General features: G+C 66.8%; 22 protein-coding genes. 8 read left to right on the top strand and 14 right to left on the bottom strand.

Annotated features, from left to right (window positions below):
- Window positions 1–25 precede the first annotated feature (25 nt).
- Genes ABIA73_RS08740 through ABIA73_RS08730 form a run of 3 tightly spaced genes read right to left on the bottom strand, consistent with a single transcriptional unit; the run spans window position 26 to window position 2,428 of the window.
- The gene (locus ABIA73_RS08740) at window positions 26–673 is read right to left on the bottom strand and encodes a hypothetical protein (protein WP_025877524.1); all 648 of its coding nucleotides are present in this window, start codon (window positions 671–673) and stop codon (window positions 26–28) included.
- Window positions 673–1,851, bottom strand: coding sequence for a glutathionylspermidine synthase family protein (locus tag ABIA73_RS08735; RefSeq protein WP_354275651.1), 1,179 nt, complete (start codon window positions 1,849–1,851; stop codon window positions 673–675). Before ABIA73_RS08735 ends, ABIA73_RS08740 begins: the two co-directional genes overlap by 1 nt.
- A gap of 7 nt (window positions 1,852–1,858) precedes the next feature.
- A complete protein-coding gene (locus ABIA73_RS08730; RefSeq protein WP_032976852.1) occupies window positions 1,859–2,428 on the bottom strand; it encodes a DUF1190 domain-containing protein in 570 nt (189 codons plus the stop codon).
- Between the two features lie 502 nt (window positions 2,429–2,930).
- Here ABIA73_RS08730 and ilvD point away from each other — a divergent pair.
- Together ilvD and ABIA73_RS08720 are read left to right on the top strand one after the other, a co-directional pair.
- Window positions 2,931–4,769, top strand: coding sequence for a dihydroxy-acid dehydratase (gene ilvD / locus ABIA73_RS08725; RefSeq protein ID WP_025877530.1), 1,839 nt, complete (start codon window positions 2,931–2,933; stop codon window positions 4,767–4,769).
- 82 nt (window positions 4,770–4,851) lie between these two features.
- Window positions 4,852–5,463, top strand: coding sequence for a hypothetical protein (locus ABIA73_RS08720; RefSeq protein WP_223483003.1), 612 nt, complete (start codon window positions 4,852–4,854; stop codon window positions 5,461–5,463).
- A 40-nt stretch (window positions 5,464–5,503) separates the two neighbouring features.
- Here the strand turns inward: ABIA73_RS08720 and dinG are convergent, their stop codons facing one another.
- From dinG to aroE, 3 genes are all read right to left on the bottom strand, one after another.
- Window positions 5,504–7,606: an ATP-dependent DNA helicase DinG gene (gene dinG, locus ABIA73_RS08715; protein ID WP_025877533.1), complete on the bottom strand. Its 2,103-nt coding sequence runs from the start codon at window positions 7,604–7,606 to the stop codon at window positions 5,504–5,506.
- 152 nt (window positions 7,607–7,758) lie between these two features.
- Window positions 7,759–8,109 carry a hypothetical protein gene (locus ABIA73_RS08710; RefSeq protein WP_025877535.1) on the bottom strand — a complete coding sequence of 117 codons (351 nt, stop codon included), beginning with the start codon at window positions 8,107–8,109 and terminating at the stop codon, window positions 7,759–7,761.
- A 3-nt stretch (window positions 8,110–8,112) separates the two neighbouring features.
- A complete protein-coding gene (gene aroE, locus ABIA73_RS08705; RefSeq protein WP_033832490.1) occupies window positions 8,113–8,958 on the bottom strand; it encodes a shikimate dehydrogenase in 846 nt (281 codons plus the stop codon).
- Between the two features lie 48 nt (window positions 8,959–9,006).
- On the opposite strand from aroE, the gene ABIA73_RS08700 reads away from it, so the two are divergent.
- On the top strand, window positions 9,007–9,870 hold the full coding sequence (locus tag ABIA73_RS08700) for a hypothetical protein (RefSeq protein WP_218788168.1): 864 nt from the start codon (window positions 9,007–9,009) through the stop codon (window positions 9,868–9,870).
- A 341-nt stretch (window positions 9,871–10,211) separates the two neighbouring features.
- Here ABIA73_RS08700 and ABIA73_RS08695 read toward each other — a convergent pair whose 3' ends face one another.
- The 4 genes from ABIA73_RS08695 to ABIA73_RS08680 all read right to left on the bottom strand — a co-directional run bounded on the left by ABIA73_RS08695 (window position 10,212) and on the right by ABIA73_RS08680 (window position 12,813).
- Complete coding sequence (locus ABIA73_RS08695) at window positions 10,212–10,481, bottom strand: gas vesicle protein GvpG (protein ID WP_025877541.1); 270 nt, start codon at window positions 10,479–10,481, stop codon at window positions 10,212–10,214.
- A gap of 33 nt (window positions 10,482–10,514) precedes the next feature.
- Window positions 10,515–11,504, bottom strand: coding sequence for a porphobilinogen synthase (gene hemB / locus ABIA73_RS08690; protein WP_032976846.1), 990 nt, complete (start codon window positions 11,502–11,504; stop codon window positions 10,515–10,517).
- A 19-nt stretch (window positions 11,505–11,523) separates the two neighbouring features.
- Entirely contained in the window at window positions 11,524–12,441 is a 918-nt protein-coding gene (locus ABIA73_RS08685) for a bestrophin family protein (protein ID WP_218788169.1), read from the bottom strand.
- Between the two features lie 123 nt (window positions 12,442–12,564).
- Entirely contained in the window at window positions 12,565–12,813 is a 249-nt protein-coding gene (locus tag ABIA73_RS08680) for a hypothetical protein (protein WP_032952021.1), read from the bottom strand.
- A 181-nt stretch (window positions 12,814–12,994) separates the two neighbouring features.
- On the opposite strand from ABIA73_RS08680, the gene ABIA73_RS08675 reads away from it, so the two are divergent.
- Complete coding sequence (locus ABIA73_RS08675; protein ID WP_354275650.1) at window positions 12,995–13,450, top strand: hypothetical protein; 456 nt, start codon at window positions 12,995–12,997, stop codon at window positions 13,448–13,450.
- Window positions 13,451–13,526: 76 nt separating this feature from the next.
- On the opposite strand, the gene ABIA73_RS08670 is transcribed toward ABIA73_RS08675, so the two are convergent.
- Entirely contained in the window at window positions 13,527–15,323 is a 1,797-nt protein-coding gene (locus tag ABIA73_RS08670; protein WP_354275649.1) for a DUF885 domain-containing protein, read from the bottom strand.
- Window positions 15,324–15,635: 312 nt separating this feature from the next.
- Between ABIA73_RS08670 and ABIA73_RS08665 the strand changes: the two genes are divergently transcribed.
- Together ABIA73_RS08665 and ABIA73_RS08660 are read left to right on the top strand one after the other, a co-directional pair.
- Entirely contained in the window at window positions 15,636–15,818 is a 183-nt protein-coding gene (locus ABIA73_RS08665) for a hypothetical protein (protein WP_354275648.1), read from the top strand.
- A gap of 19 nt (window positions 15,819–15,837) precedes the next feature.
- Window positions 15,838–16,392, top strand: a complete 555-nt coding sequence (locus ABIA73_RS08660) for a DUF6990 domain-containing protein (RefSeq protein ID WP_354275647.1) — start codon at window positions 15,838–15,840, stop codon at window positions 16,390–16,392.
- Between the two features lie 624 nt (window positions 16,393–17,016).
- On the opposite strand, the gene ABIA73_RS08655 is transcribed toward ABIA73_RS08660, so the two are convergent.
- The 3 genes from ABIA73_RS08655 to ABIA73_RS08645 all read right to left on the bottom strand — a co-directional run bounded on the left by ABIA73_RS08655 (window position 17,017) and on the right by ABIA73_RS08645 (window position 20,630).
- Window positions 17,017–17,532 carry a cytochrome c oxidase assembly factor Coa1 family protein gene (locus ABIA73_RS08655; protein ID WP_354275646.1) on the bottom strand — a complete coding sequence of 172 codons (516 nt, stop codon included), beginning with the start codon at window positions 17,530–17,532 and terminating at the stop codon, window positions 17,017–17,019.
- A 25-nt stretch (window positions 17,533–17,557) separates the two neighbouring features.
- Entirely contained in the window at window positions 17,558–19,783 is a 2,226-nt protein-coding gene (locus ABIA73_RS08650) for a S9 family peptidase (protein WP_100437056.1), read from the bottom strand.
- A gap of 157 nt (window positions 19,784–19,940) precedes the next feature.
- The gene (locus ABIA73_RS08645) at window positions 19,941–20,630 is read right to left on the bottom strand and encodes a glutathione binding-like protein (RefSeq protein WP_033832494.1); all 690 of its coding nucleotides are present in this window, start codon (window positions 20,628–20,630) and stop codon (window positions 19,941–19,943) included.
- A 113-nt stretch (window positions 20,631–20,743) separates the two neighbouring features.
- Here ABIA73_RS08645 and ABIA73_RS08640 point away from each other — a divergent pair, with 113 nt between their 5' ends.
- The gene (locus tag ABIA73_RS08640; protein ID WP_059065540.1) at window positions 20,744–21,373 is read left to right on the top strand and encodes a TIGR00645 family protein; all 630 of its coding nucleotides are present in this window, start codon (window positions 20,744–20,746) and stop codon (window positions 21,371–21,373) included.
- A 200-nt stretch (window positions 21,374–21,573) separates the two neighbouring features.
- Entirely contained in the window at window positions 21,574–22,581 is a 1,008-nt protein-coding gene (locus ABIA73_RS08635; protein WP_059065543.1) for an energy transducer TonB, read from the top strand.
- The last annotated feature ends 71 nt before the right edge of the window (window positions 22,582–22,652 follow it).

Raw genomic sequence — 22,652 nt, 5'->3', positions numbered from 1 at the left:
AGCGGTTGCCGGCCAGCGGCCGGCACTACCCCTGCAGCAAGCGCTTCTGCAACCGCTCCACCGCGCGCTGCAGCAGCACGCGATGCCGCGCCAGTTTCATCCACTGCGGCAGCCGCGAGAACATCGAGCGATGATGCCCTTTGGTTTCACGCAGTGTCGCGACAGCGTACTCATGAAGCGCCTGCAGATGCTCGGCGTTGTAGGCCCAAAGCAGACCTGCGCGGGTCGGCTCGACCAGATGCAGCGGAAGGCCGAAATGTGGATCAGCCGGCTCGGCATCGCGCAGCGGGGTGGCCGACACGTCGACATCGCTGCTGCGCCCACATTGCCCACATCGCGCGGGAAAGGTGGCCGGCGAACGAACGCCCGACGCTATCCGGCGATGCACGTACAGCCATTGGTGCCCGCAGTACCCGCACGGCCGACGCCCCTGCATGCACACCGCGCCCACCCAGTCGCCACTGTCCAGCGCAACGCTGCAGCCGGTGCAGCGGAAACGCACCGTCCAACGGTAGGGCTGCCAGCTCGCCAGCACCCAGCCCGGCGTATCGCAGCGGTGGCAGCGCACCGCGATGCGGTCGGCGAACGCATTCAGGCCGCGACCATCGTCGAAATGACGGCCCGGCACGGGAGCAGGACGCCCGCGCCGACCGGGCGGGCGTTGCACCGCCATCAGACGTAGATCCGCGTCGGCGCCTCGTCGACGATCGCGTGCGGCACGAAGCGCGCGCTGTCGCGGGTGATCGCGCTGTCGTCCTCGCGGATGCCGATGCCGCAGGCGTGGTCGCCGATCACCCAGCTGCCGATCAGCGGGTAACCGCCTTCGAAGCGGGTGAGCGGATGCGCGCGCTGGAGAATCGCCGGACCGTCGTAGGGGCCATCACTACGCTGCGTGCTGCCGTCGGCCAGGTGCATCTCGATGTTGGCACCTTCGCGCGAGAACAGCGGTTTGCGCACCCAGCCCGATGCCAGCGCGCTGCCGTCATCGAAATGTGCTTCCAGCAGGTTCGGGTGACCGACGTTGCGCTGCCACAGCAACGGCAGAATGCCCTTGTTGCTCAACACCGCCTTCCATGCCGGTTCCAGCAGCTGCACGCCCGAGCCCGGCAGCGCACGACCGAATTCCTCGGCCATCAGGTCTTCCAGCGGGTACAGCTTGAACAGCGTGCCGATGACCGTATCGTCCAGCGCGGTGAAGCGCCCGTCTTCGGACAGGCCGATGTCCTCGATGGCGATCGCCTGCCCGTGCAGGCCCGTCTGCGAAGCGCAGTCGCGCAGATACTCGACCGTACCGCGGTCTTCGTCCGAGCCGCCCACCGCACTGAAATACAGCGGCGGCGGCAGCTGCGTGGCCAGTTCGCCGAAGCGTTCGACCAGGGCTTCATGGATCGCGTTGAACTGGTCGGCGTGCTGCGGCAGGCGGCCGGCGTTGCGCTGGTCCTCCAGCCACTGCCACTGGAAGAAGCTGGCTTCGAACAGCGAGGTCGGCGTGTCGTAGTTCAGTTCGTACAGCTTGGCCGGGCCGGTGCCGTCGTAGGCCAGGTCCAGGCGCCCGTACAGGTGCGGCTGGCGCTGGCGCCAGCTGTCGGCGATCCAGTCGCGGTAATGCGCGGGGATCGCCAGCTGGTCCATCAGGCGCTCGCTGGCGATGACATCGCCGACCAGGTCCATCGCCATCTGGTGCAGTTCGGCGCTGGGGTCTTCGATGTCCTGCTCGATCTGGCGCAGGGTGAACGCGTAATACGCGCTTTCATCCCAGTACGGCTGGCCGTCGATGGTGTGGAAGCGGAAACCGGCTTCCTCCGCGCGCGCCCGCCACTGGGCGCGCTCGGCAATACGGATACGTTGCATGGGTCGATCAGCCGCCGACGCTGCTGCCGCTGCGGCGCGCACTGGTGCTGCCGAAGCCGCTGCGGCTGGCGGTCACCGCACGGTTCGGTTCGCTGCTGACCGGGGCCAGCCCGGCCTTGCCCGCGCCGATGCCGCTGGCGGTGTTCAGGCCGCCGCTGCCGCCCGGGGCAGGACGCGCCCAACCGGCGCTCTTGTCCTGGTAGGCCGGCGCCGAAGCCGGCGCCTGCGGGGCCAGGCCACCGCGGTTGCTCAGCATCTGCGACATGAAGAAGCCCATCATCATCGGCCCGATGAACGAGGTGCCGGCCGAGGTGTGCTGCTGCACGCACTGCTCAGGCTTGTAATCCTGTTCGCAGGCTTCCTTGGTCGCGTACTTCGGCGCTGCGTCGGCAGACTTCTTCTGCGCCTCGGCAAACGCATTGCGGCACGCCGAAGGATCAGCGGTAGCCGTGGTGCAGGCCTCCACCGAGGTATACAGGCCTTCCTGCACCTGCACCTGCTCTTCCTTCTGGCAGGCAGTGAACAGCAGCGGCGCAGCGCTCATCAGCAGCAGCGCGGTGGTGCGGGAACGTTTCATGGCCTCATGCCTTCAAGTCGGAACAATGCCCCATCATGCCAAATCCGGGCCAACAACCGGAATCGGCAAAGTAGGAAAGATGAACGGAATTTCATTTTCGTTGTCATCCGAGCTTGATCCACGCATGGCGTGGATCTACTGGCCCACGGCCACCTGTCGGAGGCGGGGTGGGTCCGGTGGCGGGGGCGTGAGCGCCATGGGCCCGAGGCATGCCTCGGGCGGGTTGGGCAGGACGCCCAACCCCGGTCTTGCCGTGTGCGCAGGACAGCGCACACGAGCAAGGCGCGACCGAGCCTACATGGACGTATTTACGGCGTCCCCCGCCACCGGACCCACCCCGCCATCCCGCGGATAGCCCGCTTTTGATTTTGACGTTGACGTTGATTCGGCAGGTGCAGGGCGCAGCCCGGCCGGACCGCCTCCGGTGGTTGCAGCAGCAACCGAAAAAATTGGCCATGATCAACCGACCCCCACGTCGTACGGCCCGCCCGTTCCGCCAGCCATGCCCGAATACCGCTCCCGCACCTCCACCGCCGGCCGCAACATGGCCGGTGCCCGCGCCCTGTGGCGTGCCACCGGCATGAAGGATGGCGACTTCCACAAGCCGATCATCGCCATCGCCAACTCCTTCACCCAGTTCGTGCCCGGCCACGTGCACCTGAAGGACCTTGGCCAGCTGGTCGCGCGCGAAATCGAACAGGTTGGCGGCGTCGCCAAGGAATTCAACACCATCGCCGTGGACGACGGCATCGCCATGGGCCACGACGGCATGCTGTACTCGCTGCCCAGCCGCGAGATCATCGCCGACGCCGTCGAATACATGGTCAATGCCCACTGCGCCGATGCGCTGGTGTGCATCAGCAACTGCGACAAGATCACCCCCGGCATGCTGATGGCGGCGCTGCGCCTGGACATCCCGGTGGTGTTCGTCTCCGGCGGACCGATGGAAGCCGGCAAGACCAAGCTGTCCGAGCACAAGCTGGACCTGGTCGACGCGATGGTCGTCGCTGCCGATGACAGCGCTTCGGACGAGAAGGTCGCCGACTACGAGCGCAGCGCCTGCCCGACGTGTGGCTCGTGCTCGGGCATGTTCACCGCCAACTCGATGAACTGCCTGACCGAAGCACTGGGCCTGTCGCTGCCGGGCAACGGCACCACCCTGGCCACGCATGCCGACCGCGAAGCGTTGTTCCGTCGCGCCGGCCGCCTGATCGTCGAACTCTGCCACCGCTGGTATGGCGGCGAAGACCCGCGTGCGCTGCCGCGCGGCATCGCCACCCAGGCCGCGTTCGCCAACGCCATGACCCTGGACATCGCCATGGGCGGCTCGACCAATACCATCCTGCACCTGCTGGCCGCCGCGCAGGAAGGCGAGGTCGACTTCGACCTGACCCACATCGATGCACTGTCGCGGCGCGTGCCGCAGCTGTGCAAGGTGGCACCGAACACGCCGAAGTACCACATCGAGGACGTGCACCGCGCCGGTGGTGTGTTCGGCATCCTCGGTGAACTGGATCGCGCCGGCCTGCTGGATACCTCGGTGCCGACCGTGCACAGCGCCACGCTCGGTGAAGCACTGGATCGCTGGGACGTGATGCGCAGCGACAACGACACCCTGCACACCTTCTTCAAGGCGGGTCCCGCCGGCATTCCCACCCAGGAGGCCTTCAGCCAGGCCACGCGCTGGCCGTCGCTGGACCAGGATCGCGCCGAAGGCTGCATCCGTGCGCTGGAACATGCCTATTCGCAGGAAGGCGGGCTGGCCGTGCTGCGCGGCAACCTCGCCGTCGACGGCTGCGTGGTGAAGACGGCAGGGGTGGACGAATCGATCCACGTGTTCGAAGGCAATGCGCGCGTGTTCGAAAGCCAGGACGCCGCCGTGGCCGGCATTCTTGCCGATGAAGTGAAGCCCGGCGACGTGGTGGTGATCCGCTACGAAGGCCCGAAGGGCGGCCCGGGCATGCAGGAGATGCTGTACCCGACCAGCTACCTGAAATCGAAAGGCCTGGGCAAGCAGTGCGCATTGCTGACCGACGGCCGATTCTCCGGTGGCACCTCGGGCCTGTCGATCGGCCACGTTTCGCCGGAAGCGGCCAGCGGCGGTGTGATCGGACTGGTGGAGGATGGTGACCGCATCCGCATCGACATCCCGGCGCGGCGCATCGACCTGCTGGTGGAGGAGGCGACGCTGGTCCAGCGCCGCGCCGACGCCGATGCACGGGGCTGGAAGCCGCGCGCACCGCGCCCACGCAAGGTCACCAGCGCGCTGAAGGCCTATGCCCTGCTGGCCACCAGCGCCGACAAGGGCGCCGTGCGCAACACCGCCCTGCTGGGCGACTGAAGACCGGTAGTGCCGGCCGCTGGCCGGCAGCCTCCCTCGTAGTCCGCTAAGGTATCCCAACATCACCGACACGGAGGTTGTGATGACGTCACTTTTCCTCGCACTGGCCGTGGCCATGGGCGCGAGCGCCGAACCGCCGCAGGCCCCTGACTGCAGCTACGACCGCGCGGCGATGCTGGCGATGGAACCGGGCATGTTCGACCAGGACATGGACGGGGGCTGGCGCCCGCTGGCCGATCGCGGCTGCACCCAGGAAGCCGCGGACCTGCTGGCCGCGTATGCGGCATTGCCCAAGGCGACGGGCAACACCACCCTCGTCTGGCACGAAGGGCAGCTGCGCGCGGAGCTTGGGCAAACCGCGCAGGCGATTGCGCTGATGCAGCGCACCTACAAGCCGAAGGACACCGACCCCGGCTACTGGAACGCCTACGTGGACGGCACGATCGCGTTCCTGCGGCGTGATCGCAGCGGACTGGAAAAGGCACGTGCCGCGCTGGTCGCGATACCGACGCCACCCACGATGGCGGAGAACATCAGGAGCGGTCGTTTCCACTTCACTACCAAAGGCGGGCAGCAGGTGGATGCCCCTTGGCCGCCGAATCTCGATGTGCTCGATGCCTTCCTGCGCTGCTTCGACCGCGATTACCACAATGCGATGGGCAACCCGGCCTGCCGGAAGCCGGAAGGCGGTTGAGGCTCTCCGCCGGGCATGGCCCGGCGCTACCAGTGCGGGCTCAGCCGATGGTGCGCTTGAACGGCGGCAGCGCGTCGATGATGCGCTTGCCGTAACGGCGGGTCAGCAGGCGCGAGTCGAGGATGATCACCCGCCCGGTGTCGGTGGAGGTGCGGATCAGGCGGCCGGCGAACTGGGTCAGCGTGCGCAGCGCATGCGGGATCGCGATCAGGTTGAACGCATTGAGCCCACGCGCTTCCACCCATTCGCTCAGGGTGGCGGTCTGCGGATCGGTCGGCACCGCGAACGGCACCTGGGTGATCACCACCGTGGTGCAGGCCTCACCGGGAAGATCCAGGCCTTCGCCGAACGAGTTCAGCCCGAACAGCACCGAACCCTCGCCGGCGGCGACACGGCGCAGGTGTTCGTCGATCATGCGCGTCTTCGACATCTCGCCCTGCACCAGCACCTGCTTGCGCTTGGCGGCCGGCATCAGGCCCGCCACCTTCTCCATCTTCCAGCGCGAGGTGAACAGCACCATCGAGCCCTTCGTCCAGTCCAGTTCCTTGCCGATGTAGCGCGCCACTTCGCGCGGATGGCCTTCGCGGTCATCGGGCGTGACCGGGAACGGCGGCACGATCAGCTCGGCCTGGTTGGGCAGGTCGAACGGCGAGGACAGCGAGACCATCTCGGCGGTTTCGGGGATGCCGTTGTCGATCGCCAGCGCCTGGAAGTCGCCGCCACCGGTCAGCGTCGCCGAGGTCATCACCACCGAATCCACTTCATCCCACAACAGCTTGCGCAGCACGTGCGCGGCCGACACCGGCGAGCCATGCAGCACCAGGTCGCCATCGCGGGTGGCGGTCACCCAGCGTGCCATCGGTGGCGCGCCTTCCTTGTCTTCGCGGCGCCAGACCTGCCACAGGTTGTACTGCTGCTCGATCATCTCCAGGGCCATGCCGAGGTTGCGCTGCAGGCGCTCGCGCGCCGGATCGTCCGGCTTGCCCTTGGCGACCTGCGCGGTGGCCGCGTGCGCCCAGTTGTAGAGGCTGCGGGTATCGTCGGCCAGCGCCTCGATCGGCTCGCGCCAGGCCTCGGGCAGGCGTCCGTTGGCCGCGCGCCACATCGGCTCCTCGTCGGCCGGCGCCGGCATCCATACCGCCTCGACGTGGTCGCGGAACGCACGCAGACCCTTGGCCACGTTGCTGGCCGCGTCGATGGCTTCGTTCGGCAGCAGGTTGCCGAGGCGATCCTTGTCGACCGCGCGGTAGGCACCGGCGATCAGAATCTGCAGGCGGCCGGTGCGCTTGGCCATTTCATCCAATGCCAGGCTGGCCGCGCCCTGGTCGATGGCCACGTTGCCCACGTGGTGGCCTTCGTCGAGCACCAGCAGCATGTCCGACGGCGCGGCGATCATCGGCTGGCCGTTGTCGCTGTCACCAATGGACAGCGCCGACAGCAGCAGCGCGTGGTTGGTGACCACGATCTGCGCATCGCGCACGGTGTTGCGCGAGCGCAGCACCGCGCACTGCGCCGAGTACGCGCAGCGTCGCCCCGCGCAGCCTGAGGCCGGGGTGGTGATGCGGCTACGCAGGCCAGGACTGATGGTTTCCGGTGCGTTGTCGATGTCGCCGTCCCAGCTGCCGCTGGTGAAGGCCACGGTGAGGCGCTTGGCGATGTCCATCTCGATCGGCGCCAGCGGGCGGTCGAACAGCGGCTGCTCGTCCTCGAACATGCCGTTCTGCGCGCCCTCGCCGTGCGCCTCGGCGGCGTTGCGCGTGCACAGGTAGCGGGTGCGGCCCTTGGCTAGGGCAACGGTCGCCTCCAGGCCGGTGGCCTTGAGGAAGTTCGGAATATCGCGCTCGACCAGCTGCGACTGCAGCGCCACGGTACCGGTGCTGATCACCAGCTTCTTCTTGCTGGCCAGGGCAATCGGCACCCCGGCGGTCAGGTAGCCCAGGCTCTTGCCAACGCCGGTCGGCGCTTCGACCACGCCCACGCCACCGCTGGTGGACAGCGCACGCGACACCACGCCGATCATCTGGCTCTGCGAGCGGCGGGTGGAGAAGCCGGGGGTGTTGGCCTGCAGCGTCGTGTACGCCTTGCGGATCGCGTCCTTCAAGGTGTCATCGAGCTTGCGTGGAGCGGCGACGGTTTCGGTCACGCCAGAACTACCGTAGCGGGGTCAGGCCGGCCATTGTCGCATGGCCGGCCACGGGCTCCGAGGCGCGGGCGCTGAACAGGGTCAGCCGCGTCGCGCGATGGCTGGATGCGCGCCCCGCAACGCTACCGACGCGGCCAAGGCCGCCATCGGAGTCAGGGCGTAGCGGCGCGCTGCCGCAGCAACCGTACCAGTGCCCAGACCAGCAGGACCGTGCCGACGGCATCCAGCATCGCCAGGCCGAAGTGCACCACGCCCAGCACGGTGCTCAGCTGCGAGATCGCGCCGAAGTCGCCGTTGCTGACCATCCACATCGGCACCAGGTTGGCCAGCAGGCTGCCCATGCTGGACGCCAGCAACAGCAGCAGGCCGGTCAGCGCGCCGGTACGTGCCGGATCGCGCGGCGCGCCCATCACCCAGACCAGGCCGACGCACAGGGCAATCAGCACCGGCAGGCGCACGCCGACCATGGTCAGCAGGGAGACCATCAGAGCCTGGGTATCCATCGATCAGTCCTGCCCGGCGAAGGCGCCTGCACCGGCGCGCAGCTGCTGGTAGACCTCGTCGGTCTGCGGGCGTACGGCATGCCACTGCAGGAAGCTCTCCGCCGCCTGCTCGACCAGCATGCCCAGGCCATCGACCGTGTTGCGGCACTGCGCGGCGCGCGCCCAGGCCAGGAAGGCGATGGCGGCCTCGCCGTAGTTCAGGTCGACGGCCGTGGTCATCGAATTGACCAGCGACAGCGGCAGCTTGAACTCGGCGTCGCGATCGCGGCCGGCCGAGGTGGCGTTGAGGATCAGTTCGAAATCACCGAGGTCGCGCAGATCGTCCCAGTAGCGGCTGAGCGCGCGGCCCGGCTCGCCCATGGCATCGATCAGTTCATCGGCACGTTCCGGCGTGCGGTTGACCACCACCAGTTCGGTGATGCCGGCATCCAGCAGCGCCGGAGCGACGCTGCGCGCCGAACCACCGGCACCCAGCAGCAGCACGCGGCGGCCGCGCAGGTCCAGGCTGTGGCGGTCGGTGAGGTCGCGCACCAGGCCGATGCCATCGGTGGTGTCACCGTGCCAGCGGTCGCCCTTGCGCAGCAGGGTATTGACCGAGCCGGCGCGGCGCGCGCGTGCGGTCAGCGTAGTGCACACCGAGAACGCCGCTTCCTTGTGCGGTGAAGTGACGTTGGCACCGACCCCGCCTTCGGAGGCGAACGCCTCCAGCCCGGCCAGGAATGCGTCCGGGGCGAGATCGATGCTGCGGTAGTCGAGGGAGATGCCTTCCTGGCGACCGAACGCCGCATGGATCTGCGGCGACTTCGAGTGGGCGACGGGGTGTCCGAAGACGGCGTAACGATCGGTCATGGAATCCTCAAGCTGGCTAGACTGGTGCTCTTTCGTGCATGGACCTGGATGATGCGTATCGCCCCGACCCTGCTGGTGCTCGCCGCCAGTCTACTCTCTGCCCCGGTGGCGATGGCGTTGAACGAGTACGGCATCGAAGGCATGGGCGTGGTCTCCACCCGTGCCGATGAAGGCCGGGCCACGATCAGCGCCGATGGCCAGCGCATCGTCTTCGCCCGCCGTGGCGAGGCCGGCTGGGGGCTGTGGCAGGCGCGCGTGGTCGACGGCCGCTGGCAGCAGGCGCAGGCGTTGCCGCTGGCGGTGTCTGGCGAGGTGCGCGATCCGTATTTCAGCCGCGATGGCCGCTGGCTGCTGTTCGCCGCAGGCCGCGAGGGCCGGTCGGGGCTGTACCGGGCGGCGATCGCCGCCGATGGCAGCGTGGGGGCGCCGCAAGCGCTGGCAGGCGATGGTGGCCGCCATGAAGAGCGCGGGCCGGCATTGAGCGCGGACGGGCGACAGCTGCTGTTTGCCCGCCAGCAGGGCCGTGGTGCCGGCTGGGACCTGTTCGTGGCCTCGTTGGACGCGCAGGGCGTGCGAGGCCCGGCGACGGCATTGCAGGCATTGAACAGCCCCGCCGATGAAACCGATGGCGACTGGCTGGGCAGCGCTGGCGCGGTGGCCTTCAGCCGTGGCAGCGGTGACACCGCGCAGGTCTGGACCAGCGGTTGTGCATGGACGGGCGCTGCGCTGCAGCCGATCGGACTGTCGTTCAACCAGGCCAGCGGCTGGACCGGCGCGCCGGTGGTCGACAACGCCAAGCCGGGCGAAATGATGGTGGCCAGCAGCGCGGCGAAGTCGCCCCGCGCCGGTGGCGTGGATGTGTACCGGCTGGCCGTGCCGAAGGTGGCGGCAGTGCCCGGGTGCATGCAGTAGATCCACGCCATGCGTGGATGATGGTTCGGTGGATACCGACCGCCCCCCCCCGCTCCGGTAGGTGCCGACCTTGGTCGGCACAGAAACAAAACCGCCAACCAAGGTTGGCGCCACCAGTAGATCCACGCCATGCGTGGATGACGCCTTCTGGCCGGTGCCAACATCGGCCGGCGCACGGAGCGCCAACCAAGGTTGGCGACTACCAGTAGATCCACGCCATGCGTGGATGACGCCTTCTGGCTGGTGCCGACTTCGGTCGGCGCACGGAGCGCCAACCAAGGTTGGCGGCTACCAGTAGATCCACGCCATGCGTGGATGGCCCGGGTCCCGGGCCACGGCGCTCAGCGCGACAGCACCTTCGCGCGCTGCTGTTCGTACTCCGCTTCGCTGAGCTGGCCGTTGTCCTTGCGCCGGTTCAGGGCGGCCAGTTCGGCCTGCACGCTTTCCGGCACGGCCTGCTCGCGGGCGACCCGGGCCGCAGCGGAGAGCTGCTCGGGCGGGCGCCGCGCGGCGCGCCAGGCAGCAACGAACACGCCGACGATGATGGCCCCGAACACCAGCGTACCGGTGCCCCAGATCAGCCATTGCATCCAACCCATTTCAGGTCCCATCGCGTGTTCCTCCGTCCGTCGTGGGCGCTATTGTCAGCGCTCGCGCAGCCAACGCGCCACCTGCGGCGCGAAATAGGTCAGCACGCCATCGGCGCCGGCACGCTTGAAGCCCAGCAGCGATTCCAGCACGCAGGCGCGCTCGTCCAGCCAGCCGTTGGCGAACGCCGCCTTCATCATCGCGTACTCGCCACTGACCTGGTAAGCGAAGGTCGGAACCCCGAAGGTTTCCTTCACCCGCCGCACCAGGTCCAGGTACGGCATGCCCGGCTTGACCATCACCATGTCCGCGCCCTCCTCCAGGTCCAGCGCGATCTCGCGCATCGCCTCGTCACCGTTGGCCGGGTCCATCTGGTAGGTCTTCTTGTCGGCCTTGCCGAGGCTGGCCGCGCTGCCCACCGCATCGCGGAACGGACCGTAGAACGCCGACGCGTACTTGGCCGAGTAGGCCATGATGCGCACGTTGAGGTGGTGGTCGGCGTCCAGCGCACGACGGATCGCACCGATGCGGCCATCCATCATGTCCGACGGCGAAATGATGTCCGCGCCTGCCTCGGCATGCGACAGCGACTGCTTGACCAGCGCTTCGACGGTGATGTCGTTGAGCACGTAGCCCTTGTCATCGATGATGCCGTCCTGGCCGTGCGTGGTGTACGGATCCAGGGCCACGTCGGTCATCACCCCCAGCTCCGGGAAGCGCGACTTCAGCGCGCGGATCGCACGCTGCGCCAGGCCGTCCTCGGCCCACGCCGCCGAGGCGTCCAGCGACTTCTGCGAGGCATCCAGCACCGGGAACAGGTCGATCACCGGGATGCCCAGTTCCAGCGCTTCCTCGGCCACCTTCAGCAGCTCTTCGATCGACAGCCGCTCCACGCCCGGCATCGACGGCACCGCCACGCGACCGGCCGGTTCGTGCACGAACACCGGATAGATCAGGTCGTTGGTGGTCAGCGTGTTCTCGCGCATCAGGCGGCGCGAGAATTCGTCATGGCGCATGCGCCGCGGGCGGTAATGGGGATGAGGCATGGCAGGCTCCGGGGAGTGGCTATTGCAACAGGTAGCCCTGCGGCAGCAGGGGTGCGGGCAACGGGCGTTCGCCGAGGGCGTCGAGCTGGTCGATCTCGATGGTGCGCACCAGCGCGTCCAGCGGCAGGTCGTTCGGCTCCAGGCCGAACGGGTCTTCCATTTCTTCACCCAGCTGGTCCAGGCCGAAGAAGGCGTAGGCCAGCACCGCCGACAGCACCGGCGTGGCCCAGCCCAGCGAGCTGGCCAGGCCGAACGGCAGCAGCACGCAGAACATCCACGCGCAGCGGTGCAGCAGCAGGGTGTAGGCGAACGGCAGCGGGGTGGTCAGGATGCGTTCGCAGCCAGCCTGGATCGAGGACATCGCGTGCAGGCGCTCTTCCAGCTGGACGTAAAGAATGGAATCGAGCGTGCCGGCGCGACGGGCCTGGGCCAGTTCGGCGGCGATCATCGCCAGCAACGCATCGGGCACGTTCTCGCGCTGGGCGAGCTGCCCGCGCTGTTCCTCGTCCAGCCATGGCACCGCCGCCAGCGCGACGTCGCGGGCGCGCAGGCGCGCGGCCAGTGCATAGGCGAAGGCGGTGGTCAGGTAGCCGAGGCGCTGGCGGCGCGGTGCGTCGTCGGCCAGCAGCACCTGTACCTGCCGCGCCAGCGAGCGCGATTCGAACACCAGCTGGCCCCACAGCTTGCGGCCCTCCCACCAGCGGTCGTAGCAGGCGCTGTTGCGGAAGCTGAGGAAAATCGACAGGACCAGGCCGAGCAGGGTGAACGGGGTGACCGAGACACGCTCGATGCCGATCGGCGGCGCCAGTTCCACCACCGCGGCGACCGCGATGGACAGGATGAGGATGGCCAGCACCTTCGGCGCGATGGCCGGAACGATGGAGCCACGCAGGATGTACAGCAGTTGCCAGCCGTGGGGACGGGAACGAATGATCATGGGAGCAGCCGCGCAGGGCGCGGTTCGACAGGCACGCGGGGGGCTCGCGCAGCCGCCCATTCTACTCCCTGCCCGGCCGGCGGCCGTGTCCCTGCGACGCCCGGTCGCACCGGCCCGGCCGGCTCAGATCACGCCGCCGCCCAGCCCCAAGCGCAGGATGCCGACCACCACCACGATGCCGTTCAGGATCAGCCCGGTCCACGCCCGGCCGCGCTTGCTGGGGTGGGTGAACAGGATGCCGAGCGCGGCGATGATCGCGCCGACCGCGGCGAACGGGATCAGGAACCAGTTGCCCCAGCCCAGCAGCGGTATCAACGCCAGGATCATCCACAGCAGCGCCAGCACGCCCCACAACAGACTGATCACACCCATAGCGCCCTCCCGTGGTTGTTCATGCGCCAACCATAGCCGTTCCCGGCAGCGCCGCCTACCGCCGTTGCCGTCAGCCTCACCGGCCCCGTGCTAGCGTGCGGCCATGGGTCGAGCCCCGATGTTGGCGCCGATTCAGAGTGCCCGGCTGATGATCCGAACCAGTCCTACAGGGGTATACGCCATGAACATCCGTTGGGTCGCCTTGGCGGCCATGCTGCTGACCGTTGCCGGTTGCGCCAGTACCTCCAAGGTCATGCTGGGCCGCGCCCGCGCGCCGATCGATCCGTCCCAGGTGCAGATCTATTCGACGCCGCCCGCCGGTTCGCAGGAAATCGCCCAGCTGGAATCGTCTTCGGCGGTGGGCTTCGGCACGCAGGGCCAGACCGATGCCGCCGTGGCTCGCCTCAAGCGCGAAGCGGCTGCACTGGGTGCCAACGGCGTGATCCTGATGGGCGTGGGCAGCAGCGGCTCACCGGTCGGCATGTCGGTGGGTGCCGGCAGTTACGGTTCGCACGTGGGCGGCGGCGTGGGCATCGGCATACCGACGACGCAGAAGCGCGCCGCCGGCGTGGCGATCTGGGTACCGGATCCGGCGCCGGCACGCCTGCCGACGCAGACGATCACCCCGCAGCGCTGAGCGGCAGCGTCACCGCGGGTAGCGCCGGGCCATGCCCGGCGTCTCTTCCGCTGCGCTCGCCGGGCGTGTCCCGGCGTTACCGGTACTTCGGAACGAACTGCTGCTGCACGGCTTCGGCCAGCTGGTCCGGCGGCAACAGGCCCTGGTCGAGCAGGAAGTTGTTGAACGCCAGGCGGTCGAACTTCGCGCCCAGTGCCAGCTCGGTCTGCATGCGCAGTTCGAGGATGCGGGTGTAGCCGTAGAAGTAGCTGCCCGCCTGGCCCGGCATGCGCACCATGTAACGGTCCAGTTCCTGGGTGGCCATCGCCTTGGACAGACCCACCTGCTCGATCAGCACGCGCTCGCCGTTGGCACGGTCGGTCAGGCCGAGATTGAGCATCGGGTCCAGCATCGCGCGGGCGGCACGCAACAGGCGGAACTGCAGCGCGATCATCTGCCCGTCCAGCGGCTCGTACGGCACCATCTCCGCCTCGGCATACAGCGCCCAGCCTTCCACGTTCACCGAATTGAACGCGAACATGGTGCGCGCCAGCGACACGCCACGCTCAACCATCGCGGTGAACTGCAGCTCGTGGCCCGGGCGGCCTTCATGCGCGCTCAGCGTCCAGGCCGCCGAACCGAAGTTGAAGTCGTCGTACTGCGCACCCGCACCGGCGGCCGGGTTGCCCAGCGGCAGCACGAAGGTGCCCTGCTGCCCGGTGTTGTTGACCAGCGGCGCAGGCAGGAAGTGCGGTGCCGGGCTGGCAGCGCTTTCGGCGGCCGAGCCCAAGCGCATCTGCATCGCGCGCTGCGGCACGTCGACGATGCGGTGTTCGCGGATCAACGGATCGATGGCATCGATCACCTTGCGGTAGTGGCCTTCAAGCTGGTCATCGGCAATCTTCTCGCTCTTCAGCGCGCGGATCACCGCCACCGGGTCGCTCGGATCACTGACCTTCAGGCCCTTCTCTTTCACCACCAGCGGCGCCAGCTGGCGCATCGCCGAGCGGGTTTCCATGAACTCCAGCTGCGCACGCTGCATCAGCAGCTTCGGGTCGATATCAATGCCGACCTGCTTGAGCTGGTAGGCGTACAACGGAGCCGGCAGGCGCGCATCGGCACGTGCCTTCGGCAGCACCTCCTTGCGGGTCCATGCGGCGTAGTCCTTCATCTGTGCGGCAAGCGCCTTCATCGCCTCGTCGGCACCAGTGACCTGGTACTTCTTCAGCAACGACTCGATGCCGGTGATGTAGGTCTCGACGTTGTCCAGCGACTGCTGCACTTCGATCTTCGTCGGCTGCAGCAGTGTGCTGTCCTTCAACCGCTCTTCGTAACGCTGGCGGGCCAGCGTGGTGAACGCGGTGCCGCCCGGCTGCTGGCCCGCATACGCCTTGAGGCGATCGACCGCCTTGGCCCGGCGCTCGGCCGGCACCTGGTCGGACAGCAGCAGGTTGAGGCCGCTGAACACGCTCTGCGGCGCATCACGCCACGGCAGCAGGTACTTCTGGTTGAGCTCGCTGCCTTCGATGCTCTGGTTGGCGGCGGCGATCATGATCTCCAGGTCCTGGCGGACGTTGGGATCCTTCTCGCTGGCCAGCTTGGCCTTCAGTTCGTCGCGGGCCTTGGCCATCGCGGCGCGGTAGCGCTGGTCGTTGTCCGGGCCGAGGTCGGCGACCTTGTCGTCGTAGCCGGGCACGCCGAAGAAGCCGGTCTCCTCGGGCTGGAACGGGCCTTGGGCATCCAGCAGGATCTGCGCCAGCGCGTTGCTGCGCGCGACCCAGGCCGGGCTGGCCGGCGTGGAGGCCTTGGCGGCCGGTGCGGCCAGGGCCGGTGGGGCCGACAGCAGCGGGGCGGCGGTCAGGGCCAGGGCAACGGCCAACGCGATCGGCTTCATGGGACACTCCAGCAAAGGGTTGCCCGCAACTTACGCGCTCACGACGATGGCGACAATCGGCTGGAGGTCACGGCGACCGCATTTGGGACATCGGAATCATGCGATGGCGGATCCGGATAAAAGCTGGCAACAATGCCCTTCGTTTCGCGCAGGACTCTTGCGTTGTCGTGAAGGTCAACGGATCCAGTTGGCATGCCCTCATGCCGGATGAGCGGAGATGCCCATACATTCAACCGCGGGCAGGTCCTGTCACCGCAACCCAAGGCCATGACGGCACGCTAGTCAGGCCCTTCTTCCGCGTCGAATTGGAATATGAAAATTATTGAGGTTAAAACGGGAAGTGCAGACTTGAGTCTTCAACAGTCTGAAATTTTTCCGCAAATTCGAGATGGCAGTTCAATTCCCAGAGGGAAAATCGCAGACGATTTCGGCATGACGCCTGGGATACGCTTAGAGAACAAGGCTATCGAATTGGTATTCCAGTTGAATTTATGAATTTTCCAGGCGCTAAATGATGAACGAAAAAGATGTGGCTTCAGCCCTGAAAGAACAAGGTTGGGCCTGCGGGAGGGATGAGGCAGGCGACTATTTCTGCATAGCGAATGCTGGTCATCGCCAAGTTCAGGTTATTCCGTATGTAGGGAGAAGGTCGGATCATTTTCTTGTTTCACTTATGCCCTCAATCTCATCAGAGGAATTTTCAACAGCAGTTGGACTAATCCTGGACAAGCGGAGACATTATGCCCCTGTAATTGTGAGTAATGAACTCCCTGAGAAGTTGGCCGAGCTCTCAGCTAATTATGTGTCTATATTGTCAGAGAAAGCGATCTCCTGGGCGCATGCTCAAAGCCTTGAAGATGGACTGGCTGCTTATAGAAATCTGCCAACAGATGCTAAAGGCGCCATGCCGCTACGTCACTTAGCGGCCTTGGCGATTGCCGGGGAGGTGGATCGCCTTGAATCGTACCGGAGAAATTTTGAGCTGGGCGATCGTCTTGGCTTTGTGACATACATAACTACTGAAATGATTGATAGAGCAATTTCGATAGCCAGGAAACATAGGGCTTGATCGATAACAAATAGCCCCGTTAATTCGTAGAGCGCGGCGCACATCACGCTTTACCAGTCGATCGCCGTCCAGCGTGTAATGCCAGAACCCATGGCTGAATCTCGCATGTGTTCCTGAAGCGTCCGACCAGATTCTCACGTACGGGGGCTGCCCTAGCTTCCCTTCAACATCAAACGCTACGGACTTCACCCTGCCCACCCACTGCATGTCTGGCATCGAGCGCTCCTCTCGTTGCGCACCTCCGCTACCCGCAGGCCGGTAGATCACACTCTGGACGCTATCGAACAGGGTTTCGGAAGGGTCGCGGACAATGCATACGTTCGCATTGCACGCTCCTTCCAGGATGAAGTGAAGCGTTGCAGCCAGATCTCCGCTGCAACGGATCAATCATTGGAGTGAGCCTGCGCCAGCATTCCGGGACGTCGTTCGCACTATCAATCCACGCTATCGAAGCAGTGAAGATTGAAGGCTGCGCCAATAGAGAACCGGCTCACCAGCGTCGTGCGGTGTCGGAATTGAGCGGTCTTCCATGAGACGTACTGAGCCGAGCCGAGGCTTGATCGTGAAGAGTAAATTCAACTGTGGCGGATCGCGACAGTCTCTGATTCCGCGGCCGTCGTACAGTCACAGCGCCAGCGTAAGCGCGCATTCGCCACGATCGCGGCAGGCCTGCAGTTCGCATTCGCCGGCCGCCTCGGCATCATCCAGCGCACTCAGGTCGAAGGTCTGCTTGTCTTCGGCCAGCACGTACATCACCGGGTAATCCCACACGTCGTCGCTGCGGGTGCCCTTCACGAACAGGCGGCCGTGCGCATGCGGTCCTTCCAGCGCCACGGTCAGGCCAACGTCGCGCTCGCCGTTGATGGCGGTCTGCATGCTGCCCAGCGGCAGCGTGCCGGCCTGCAGCGGTTCGCCGAATACCTGCACCAGTTCGACGCTGCAGCCGGCGCGGCGCATGGCCTCGCGCATCGGCGCACTGTCGTGCGCGGCCTCGGTCCAGCGCAGCACGCTCCAGGCGATGGCGCCGCCCAGTGCGGCCAGGAACAGCAGCACCGCCAACGGCATCGCCCAGCGCCAATGCCGGCACCACCAGCCGGGAGCCAGGGTGGAGGGCGCAGGAATCGGCGGCGGCAGGGTCATGGGCGGGCTCCTTCCCGGATGATGATCAAGGTTTCAGGCAACGCCCCAGGAAAGCTTCGGCAACGCGGTAGCGATGCAGTGCGTCGGCACCGGACAGGCCGTGCTTGGCACCGGGGTAGGTCATCAGTTCAAACGGCTGGCCGCGCTTCTGCAGCGCGCTCATCAGGCTGGTCGAATTGGTGAACAGCACGTTGTCGTCGGCCATGCCGTGGATCAGCAGCAGCGGCGAGCGCAGGCCCTCGATGTGGGTCAGCACGCGTGCTTCGCGGTAACCGGCGTCGTTGCGCGACGGCAGGTCCATGTAGCGCTCGGTGTAGTGGCTGTCGTACAGGCCCCAATCGGTGACCGGTGCGCCGGCCACGCCACAGGCGTAGCTGTCCGACGCCTTGGCCAGCAGCATCAGGGTCATGTAGCCGCCGTTGGACCAGCCCTGCACGCCGATGCGCGCCGGGTCCACCCACGGCTGCTGCTTCAGCCACGCCACGCCGCGCAGCTGGTCGGCCACTTCCACCGTGCCCTGCTTGCCATACAGCGCGCCGCCGAAGTCACGGCCGCGGCGCGGGGTACCGCGGTTGTCCAGCGAAAACACCACATAGCCCTGCTGGGCCAGGTACTGGTTGAACAGATGGTCGCCACGGCCAGGCCAGCTGTCGGTGACGGTCTGGCTGGCCGGGCCGCCATACACGTACACCGCCACCGGGTAGCGCTTGGCCGGATCAAAGCCTGCCGGCTTGATCACGCTGTAGTTCAGCGGCGTCCTGCCGTCGGCCGCGGTGAGCGTGCCGAATTCGACCGGGCGCTGCGCGTCGCGGTAGCGTGCATACGGATGCTTGGGATCGGCCAGATCGTTCTCGACCAGGGTGGCGATCTTCTCGCCATTGGCGCGGAACAGTTCGATCTGCGGCGGCGTGCTGCTGTTGGACCAGCTGTCCACGTACACGCTGGCGTTGCGCGCGAAGCTGGCGCTGTGCATGCCTGGCGCCTTCGACAGGCGCTGCGGCTGGCCACCCTGCAGCGGGACGGCGTAGATCTGGCTTTCGCGCGCCGATTCGATGCCGGCACGGAAGTACGCCAGGCCGGCCTTTTCATCGACCGCCAGCAGTTCATCCACCGACCAGTTGCCGTGGGTCAGCGCGGTGGCCTTGCCCTTGCTGTCGATGCGGTACAGATGCTGGAAGCCGGTGCGCTCGGACGACCACAGCACGCTGCCGTCATCGAGGAAACGCAGGCTGTTGTGCAGCGGCACCCAGGTCGGGCTGGTCTCGTGGGCCAGCACGCGCTGCTGGTTCGAGGCCAGGGTGACTTCCACCAGGTCGAGCTTCTTCTGGTCGCGCGACTGGCGCTGGAAGCTCAGGTGCTGCGGATCGCGCCAATCGACGCGGGCCAGGTAGATGTCCTGTTCCTTGCCAAGGTCGATCCACTGCGTCTGCGCATGTTCGGCCGGCGAGATCACGCCCAGCTTCACCTGCACGTTGGCATCGCCGGCGGCCGGGTAGCGCTGTTCGATCACATCGGTGCGGTCGGCATAGACCTCGTAACGCTTCTGCACCGGCACCGGGCTTTCATCGATGCGGGCGTAGGCGATGGCCGAATCGTCGGGTGCCCACCAGTAACCGGTATGGCGATCCATCTCCTCGTCGGCGACGAATTCGGCGATACCGTTGCCGATGGTCGTGCTGCCATCCCCGGTCAGCTGCATCTGCTTTCCGCTGGCCAGGTCGATTACCCACAGGTTGCGGCCGCGGATGAAGCTGACGAAGCCGCCCTTGGGCGACAGCTTGGCGTCGGTGGCAAAGCCTTCGCCGTGGGTCAGCTGGCGCACCGCGGCCTTGCCTTCCTGCTTGAGGTCGTACAGGTACAGCTCGCCGCCCAGCGGGAACAGCAGGCGCTGCGCGTCCGGTGACCACTGGTAGTCGACGATGCCGGTCATGGCGGCGATGCGCTGGCGCTCGCGGCGGGCCTTTTCCTCGTCGCTGAGGGTTTCGGTGCCGGGCAGCACCACCTTCGAATCCACCAGCAGGCGGGTCTGGCCGCTGCCGATGTCATAGCTCCACAGGTCCAGCTGGTTGCGGTCGCTGTCCTTGCCGCGCAGGAAGGTCACGCGCGAACCATCCGGCGCCACCTTCGGCTTCATCAGGGTCGGGCCGGACAACGGCAGCGGGCCGGTGATGGCTTCCAGGGTGAGTTTTTCAGCGTGGGCGACGGTACTGGTGGCAAGCATGAGGGCGAGCGAGGCGAACAGATGGCGCATGGAGGGTCCCGGCAAACGGCAGGTCCGCCACCGCGACAGGCGCGGGACGGTCAGCGTCCATCCTAACCAAGGCGGTGCAGGAAGACAGCATGACCTTCTGCCCATGAGGTCTTCCCATAATGAGTGCCGACCAACGGTCGGCACCCACCTTCCCGGGTCAGCGCTTGCCGAACAGGTGCCTGCGCTCTTCGTCGCTGAGCGGCTTGCCCGCGTCCGGGTTGACCTGCTGGCGCAGCGCATAGGCGCGCTGGGTCGCCGGGCGGGCGGCGATGGCCTGGTGCCAGCGCTTGAGGTTCGGGAACGCGTCGAAGTCCGCCGGCAGCTTGTCGTAGGCGCCAACCCACGGGTAGCTGGCCATGTCGGCGATGGTGTACTCCTCGCCGGCCAGGAAGGCGTGCTCGGCCAGGCGCTTGTCCATCACCCCGTGCAGGCGGCGCACTTCATTGTCGTAGCGCTCGATCGCGTACGGGATCTTCTCCGGCGCGTATACATTGAAGTGGCCCATCTGCCCGCTCATCGGGCCCAGCCCGGCCATCTGCCAGAACAGCCATTCCAGGGTGGTGACGCGGCCACGCGGGTCGGCCGGCAGGAAGCGGCCGGTCTTCTCGGCCAAGTACAGCAGGATCGCACCGGACTCGAACACGCTCTGCGGCGCACCGCCGTCGGCCGGGGCGTGGTCGACGATGGCCGGCATCTTGTTGTTGGGCGAAATGGCCAGGAACTCCGGCTTGAACTGGTCGCCCGAACCGATGTTGACCGGATGGATGCGGTACTCCAGGCCGGCTTCTTCCAGCAGCAGGGTCACTTTGTGGCCGTTCGGGGTAGGCCAGTAATACAGGTCGATCATGGCGGCGGCTCTGGGGTACGGAAAGGAACCTGAAGTCTAGTGCGTGCGTTGGCTTGGCACCGTCATGGCGGGCCGGTAACCTCGCCTCTCCCCCGAAACGCAGCATCCTCCGCATGAGTGCAAACCGTCCGCCGCTCTCCCCGCTGTCCACCCTGATCTTCGCCTCGCGCTGGCTGCAGCTGCCGCTGTACCTGGGTTTGATCGTTGCCCAGTGCGTCTATGTGTTCCTGTTCGGCAAGGAACTGTGGCACCTGATCTCGCACTCGGTGTCGATGGGCGAGCAGCAGATCATGCTGATCGTGCTGGGCCTGATCGACGTGGTGATGATCTCCAACCTGCTGGTGATGGTGATCGTCGGCGGCTATGAAACCTTCGTCTCGCGCCTGCGTCTGGAAGGCCACCCGGACCAGCCGGAATGGCTGAGCCACGTCAACGCCAGCGTGCTGAAGGTGAAGCTGGCGATGGCGATCATCGGCATCTCCTCGATCCATCTGTTGAAGACGTTCATCGCAGCCAGCCCGCTGAACGGCCTGCCGCTGTGCAAGCCGGAGCAATGGGCTGCGGCGGCTTCGTCGGCATCGGCAAGCTTCTACAACGCCGGCGCCGATACCTGCACCACCCTGACCCCCGATGGCGTGCTGTGGCAGACCATCATCCACTGCGTGTTCATCCTCTCGGCCATCGGCATCGCCTGGACCGACAAGCTGATGTCCAACAGCCACAGCAAGGCTGTCGCGCACTGACATCAACGCCGGCGGCGGCACGACTGCCGTTGCCGGCTCCGCTCCCGGCCCTTGTGCGCAAGGGTGGCCGGGATGCTAGATTGCACCCTCGCTACAGGCGACGGTGACGCTGGGAAACGTCCCCCGCCACGCCCGGACCTTGCGTCCCGGCCATGCGTATCTACGTTTTTCGTAACGTCGTCTTCTTAGAGGGGAGCAGGATGTCGCACGTCGCAATGATCGCTGCCGCGCGCCGGTGGTTGCCGGTCGCTCTGGCTTTGGCCCTGGCTGCCTGCTCGGGCAAGGATGAAACACCGGCTCCGGCCGCGCAGGGCGCCGCTGCCCCTGCCGCTGCAGCACCAGCCGCACCGGCAGTGGCCGCCAAGGTGCAGTCGATGGGTACCGAGCAGCTGCGCGAATCGGCCAGCCAGGCACTGCGCGAGAACCGCATGTACGCCCCGGCCGGCGACAACGCCATCGAGTACTACCTGGCACTGCGCGACAAGACGCCGGACGATGCCTCGGTGAAGAGCGCGCTGACCGATCTTCTGCCCTACACCCTGATCGCCGCCGAGCAGCATCTGGGCCGCGAGGATTTCACTGAAGCGCAGCGGCTGGTCGCCCTGATCGAAAAGGTCGATGCCTCGGCCCCGGCCCTGCCGCGCCTGAAGGAAGGCCTGACCAAGGGCGTGCAGGTTGCCGCCAAGCGCACCGAAGACGAGACCGAGAAGGTCAAGAAGGACGCTGAAGACCGCACCAAGCAGCTGGCCGAGCAGCAGCGCCTGATCGAACAGCGTGCCAAGGAAGCCGAAGCGGCCAAGCAGATTGCTGCGCAGCAGGACGTTGCCCGCCGTGACAGCGAGCGCCAGGAAGCCGAGCGCCAGGCTGCCGCGCGTCGCGATGCCGAGCAGAAGCAGCAGCAGGCCGCTGCGCAGCAGGCCAACGCCGCCCGCCAGGTCGCGACCGCCGCTGCACCAAGCCTGCGCCCGGTCAGCACGCCAGCCCCGCGTTACCCGGCCGAAGCACTGCGTTCGGGTACCTCCGGCGAAGTCCTGGTGGAGATCACCGTCGGCACCGACGGCTCGGTGACCAATGCGCGCGTACTGCGCGCCACGCCATCGCGTGTCTTCGATCGCGAAGCCCTCAACGCGGTCAAGCGCTGGCGCTTCGAGCCGGTCACAGCCCCGGTCACGACCCGCCGCACGCTGGTGTTCGCACCGGGCGGCTGATGCCCAAGGCGGTAGCGCCGGGCCGCGCCCGGCGGTTCTGGAGCAAGGCCCGGCATGTCCGGGCCTTGTGC

Origin of the sequence: Stenotrophomonas sp. 2694, assembly GCF_040548715.1 — a bacterium.
GTDB classification, from domain to species: Bacteria; Pseudomonadota; Gammaproteobacteria; order Xanthomonadales; family Xanthomonadaceae; genus Stenotrophomonas; species Stenotrophomonas indicatrix.
The sequence above is the reverse complement of the archived record's forward strand: the minus strand, read 5'-3'. Positions and strand labels throughout refer to the sequence as shown.

Excerpts from the sequence above, each read along its gene's own strand:
- aroE (WP_033832490.1), bottom strand. The coding sequence starts at position 8,958 with ATGACCGATCGTTACGCCGTCTTCGGACACCCCGTCGCCCACTCGAAG.
- ABIA73_RS08665 (WP_354275648.1), top strand. The coding sequence starts at position 15,636 with ATGAAAATTATTGAGGTTAAAACGGGAAGTGCAGACTTGAGTCTTCAA.
- ABIA73_RS08640 (WP_059065540.1), top strand. The coding sequence starts at position 20,744 with ATGAGTGCAAACCGTCCGCCGCTCTCCCCGCTGTCCACCCTGATCTTC.
- ABIA73_RS08695 (WP_025877541.1), bottom strand. The coding sequence starts at position 10,481 with ATGGGACCTGAAATGGGTTGGATGCAATGGCTGATCTGGGGCACCGGT.
- ABIA73_RS08710 (WP_025877535.1), bottom strand. The coding sequence starts at position 8,109 with ATGGATACCCAGGCTCTGATGGTCTCCCTGCTGACCATGGTCGGCGTG.
- ABIA73_RS08635 (WP_059065543.1), top strand. The coding sequence starts at position 21,574 with ATGTCGCACGTCGCAATGATCGCTGCCGCGCGCCGGTGGTTGCCGGTC.
- ABIA73_RS08720 (WP_223483003.1), top strand. The coding sequence starts at position 4,852 with ATGACGTCACTTTTCCTCGCACTGGCCGTGGCCATGGGCGCGAGCGCC.
- ilvD (WP_025877530.1), top strand. The coding sequence starts at position 2,931 with ATGCCCGAATACCGCTCCCGCACCTCCACCGCCGGCCGCAACATGGCC.
- ABIA73_RS08700 (WP_218788168.1), top strand. The coding sequence starts at position 9,007 with ATGATGCGTATCGCCCCGACCCTGCTGGTGCTCGCCGCCAGTCTACTC.
- ABIA73_RS08740 (WP_025877524.1), bottom strand. The coding sequence starts at position 673 with ATGGCGGTGCAACGCCCGCCCGGTCGGCGCGGGCGTCCTGCTCCCGTG.
- ABIA73_RS08675 (WP_354275650.1), top strand. The coding sequence starts at position 12,995 with ATGAACATCCGTTGGGTCGCCTTGGCGGCCATGCTGCTGACCGTTGCC.
- ABIA73_RS08670 (WP_354275649.1), bottom strand. The coding sequence starts at position 15,323 with ATGAAGCCGATCGCGTTGGCCGTTGCCCTGGCCCTGACCGCCGCCCCG.
- ABIA73_RS08680 (WP_032952021.1), bottom strand. The coding sequence starts at position 12,813 with ATGGGTGTGATCAGTCTGTTGTGGGGCGTGCTGGCGCTGCTGTGGATG.
- ABIA73_RS08730 (WP_032976852.1), bottom strand. The coding sequence starts at position 2,428 with ATGAAACGTTCCCGCACCACCGCGCTGCTGCTGATGAGCGCTGCGCCG.
- ABIA73_RS08660 (WP_354275647.1), top strand. The coding sequence starts at position 15,838 with ATGAACGAAAAAGATGTGGCTTCAGCCCTGAAAGAACAAGGTTGGGCC.
- ABIA73_RS08735 (WP_354275651.1), bottom strand. The coding sequence starts at position 1,851 with ATGCAACGTATCCGTATTGCCGAGCGCGCCCAGTGGCGGGCGCGCGCG.
- hemB (WP_032976846.1), bottom strand. The coding sequence starts at position 11,504 with ATGCCTCATCCCCATTACCGCCCGCGGCGCATGCGCCATGACGAATTC.
- ABIA73_RS08655 (WP_354275646.1), bottom strand. The coding sequence starts at position 17,532 with ATGACCCTGCCGCCGCCGATTCCTGCGCCCTCCACCCTGGCTCCCGGC.
- ABIA73_RS08650 (WP_100437056.1), bottom strand. The coding sequence starts at position 19,783 with ATGCGCCATCTGTTCGCCTCGCTCGCCCTCATGCTTGCCACCAGTACC.
- ABIA73_RS08645 (WP_033832494.1), bottom strand. The coding sequence starts at position 20,630 with ATGATCGACCTGTATTACTGGCCTACCCCGAACGGCCACAAAGTGACC.
- ABIA73_RS08685 (WP_218788169.1), bottom strand. The coding sequence starts at position 12,441 with ATGATCATTCGTTCCCGTCCCCACGGCTGGCAACTGCTGTACATCCTG.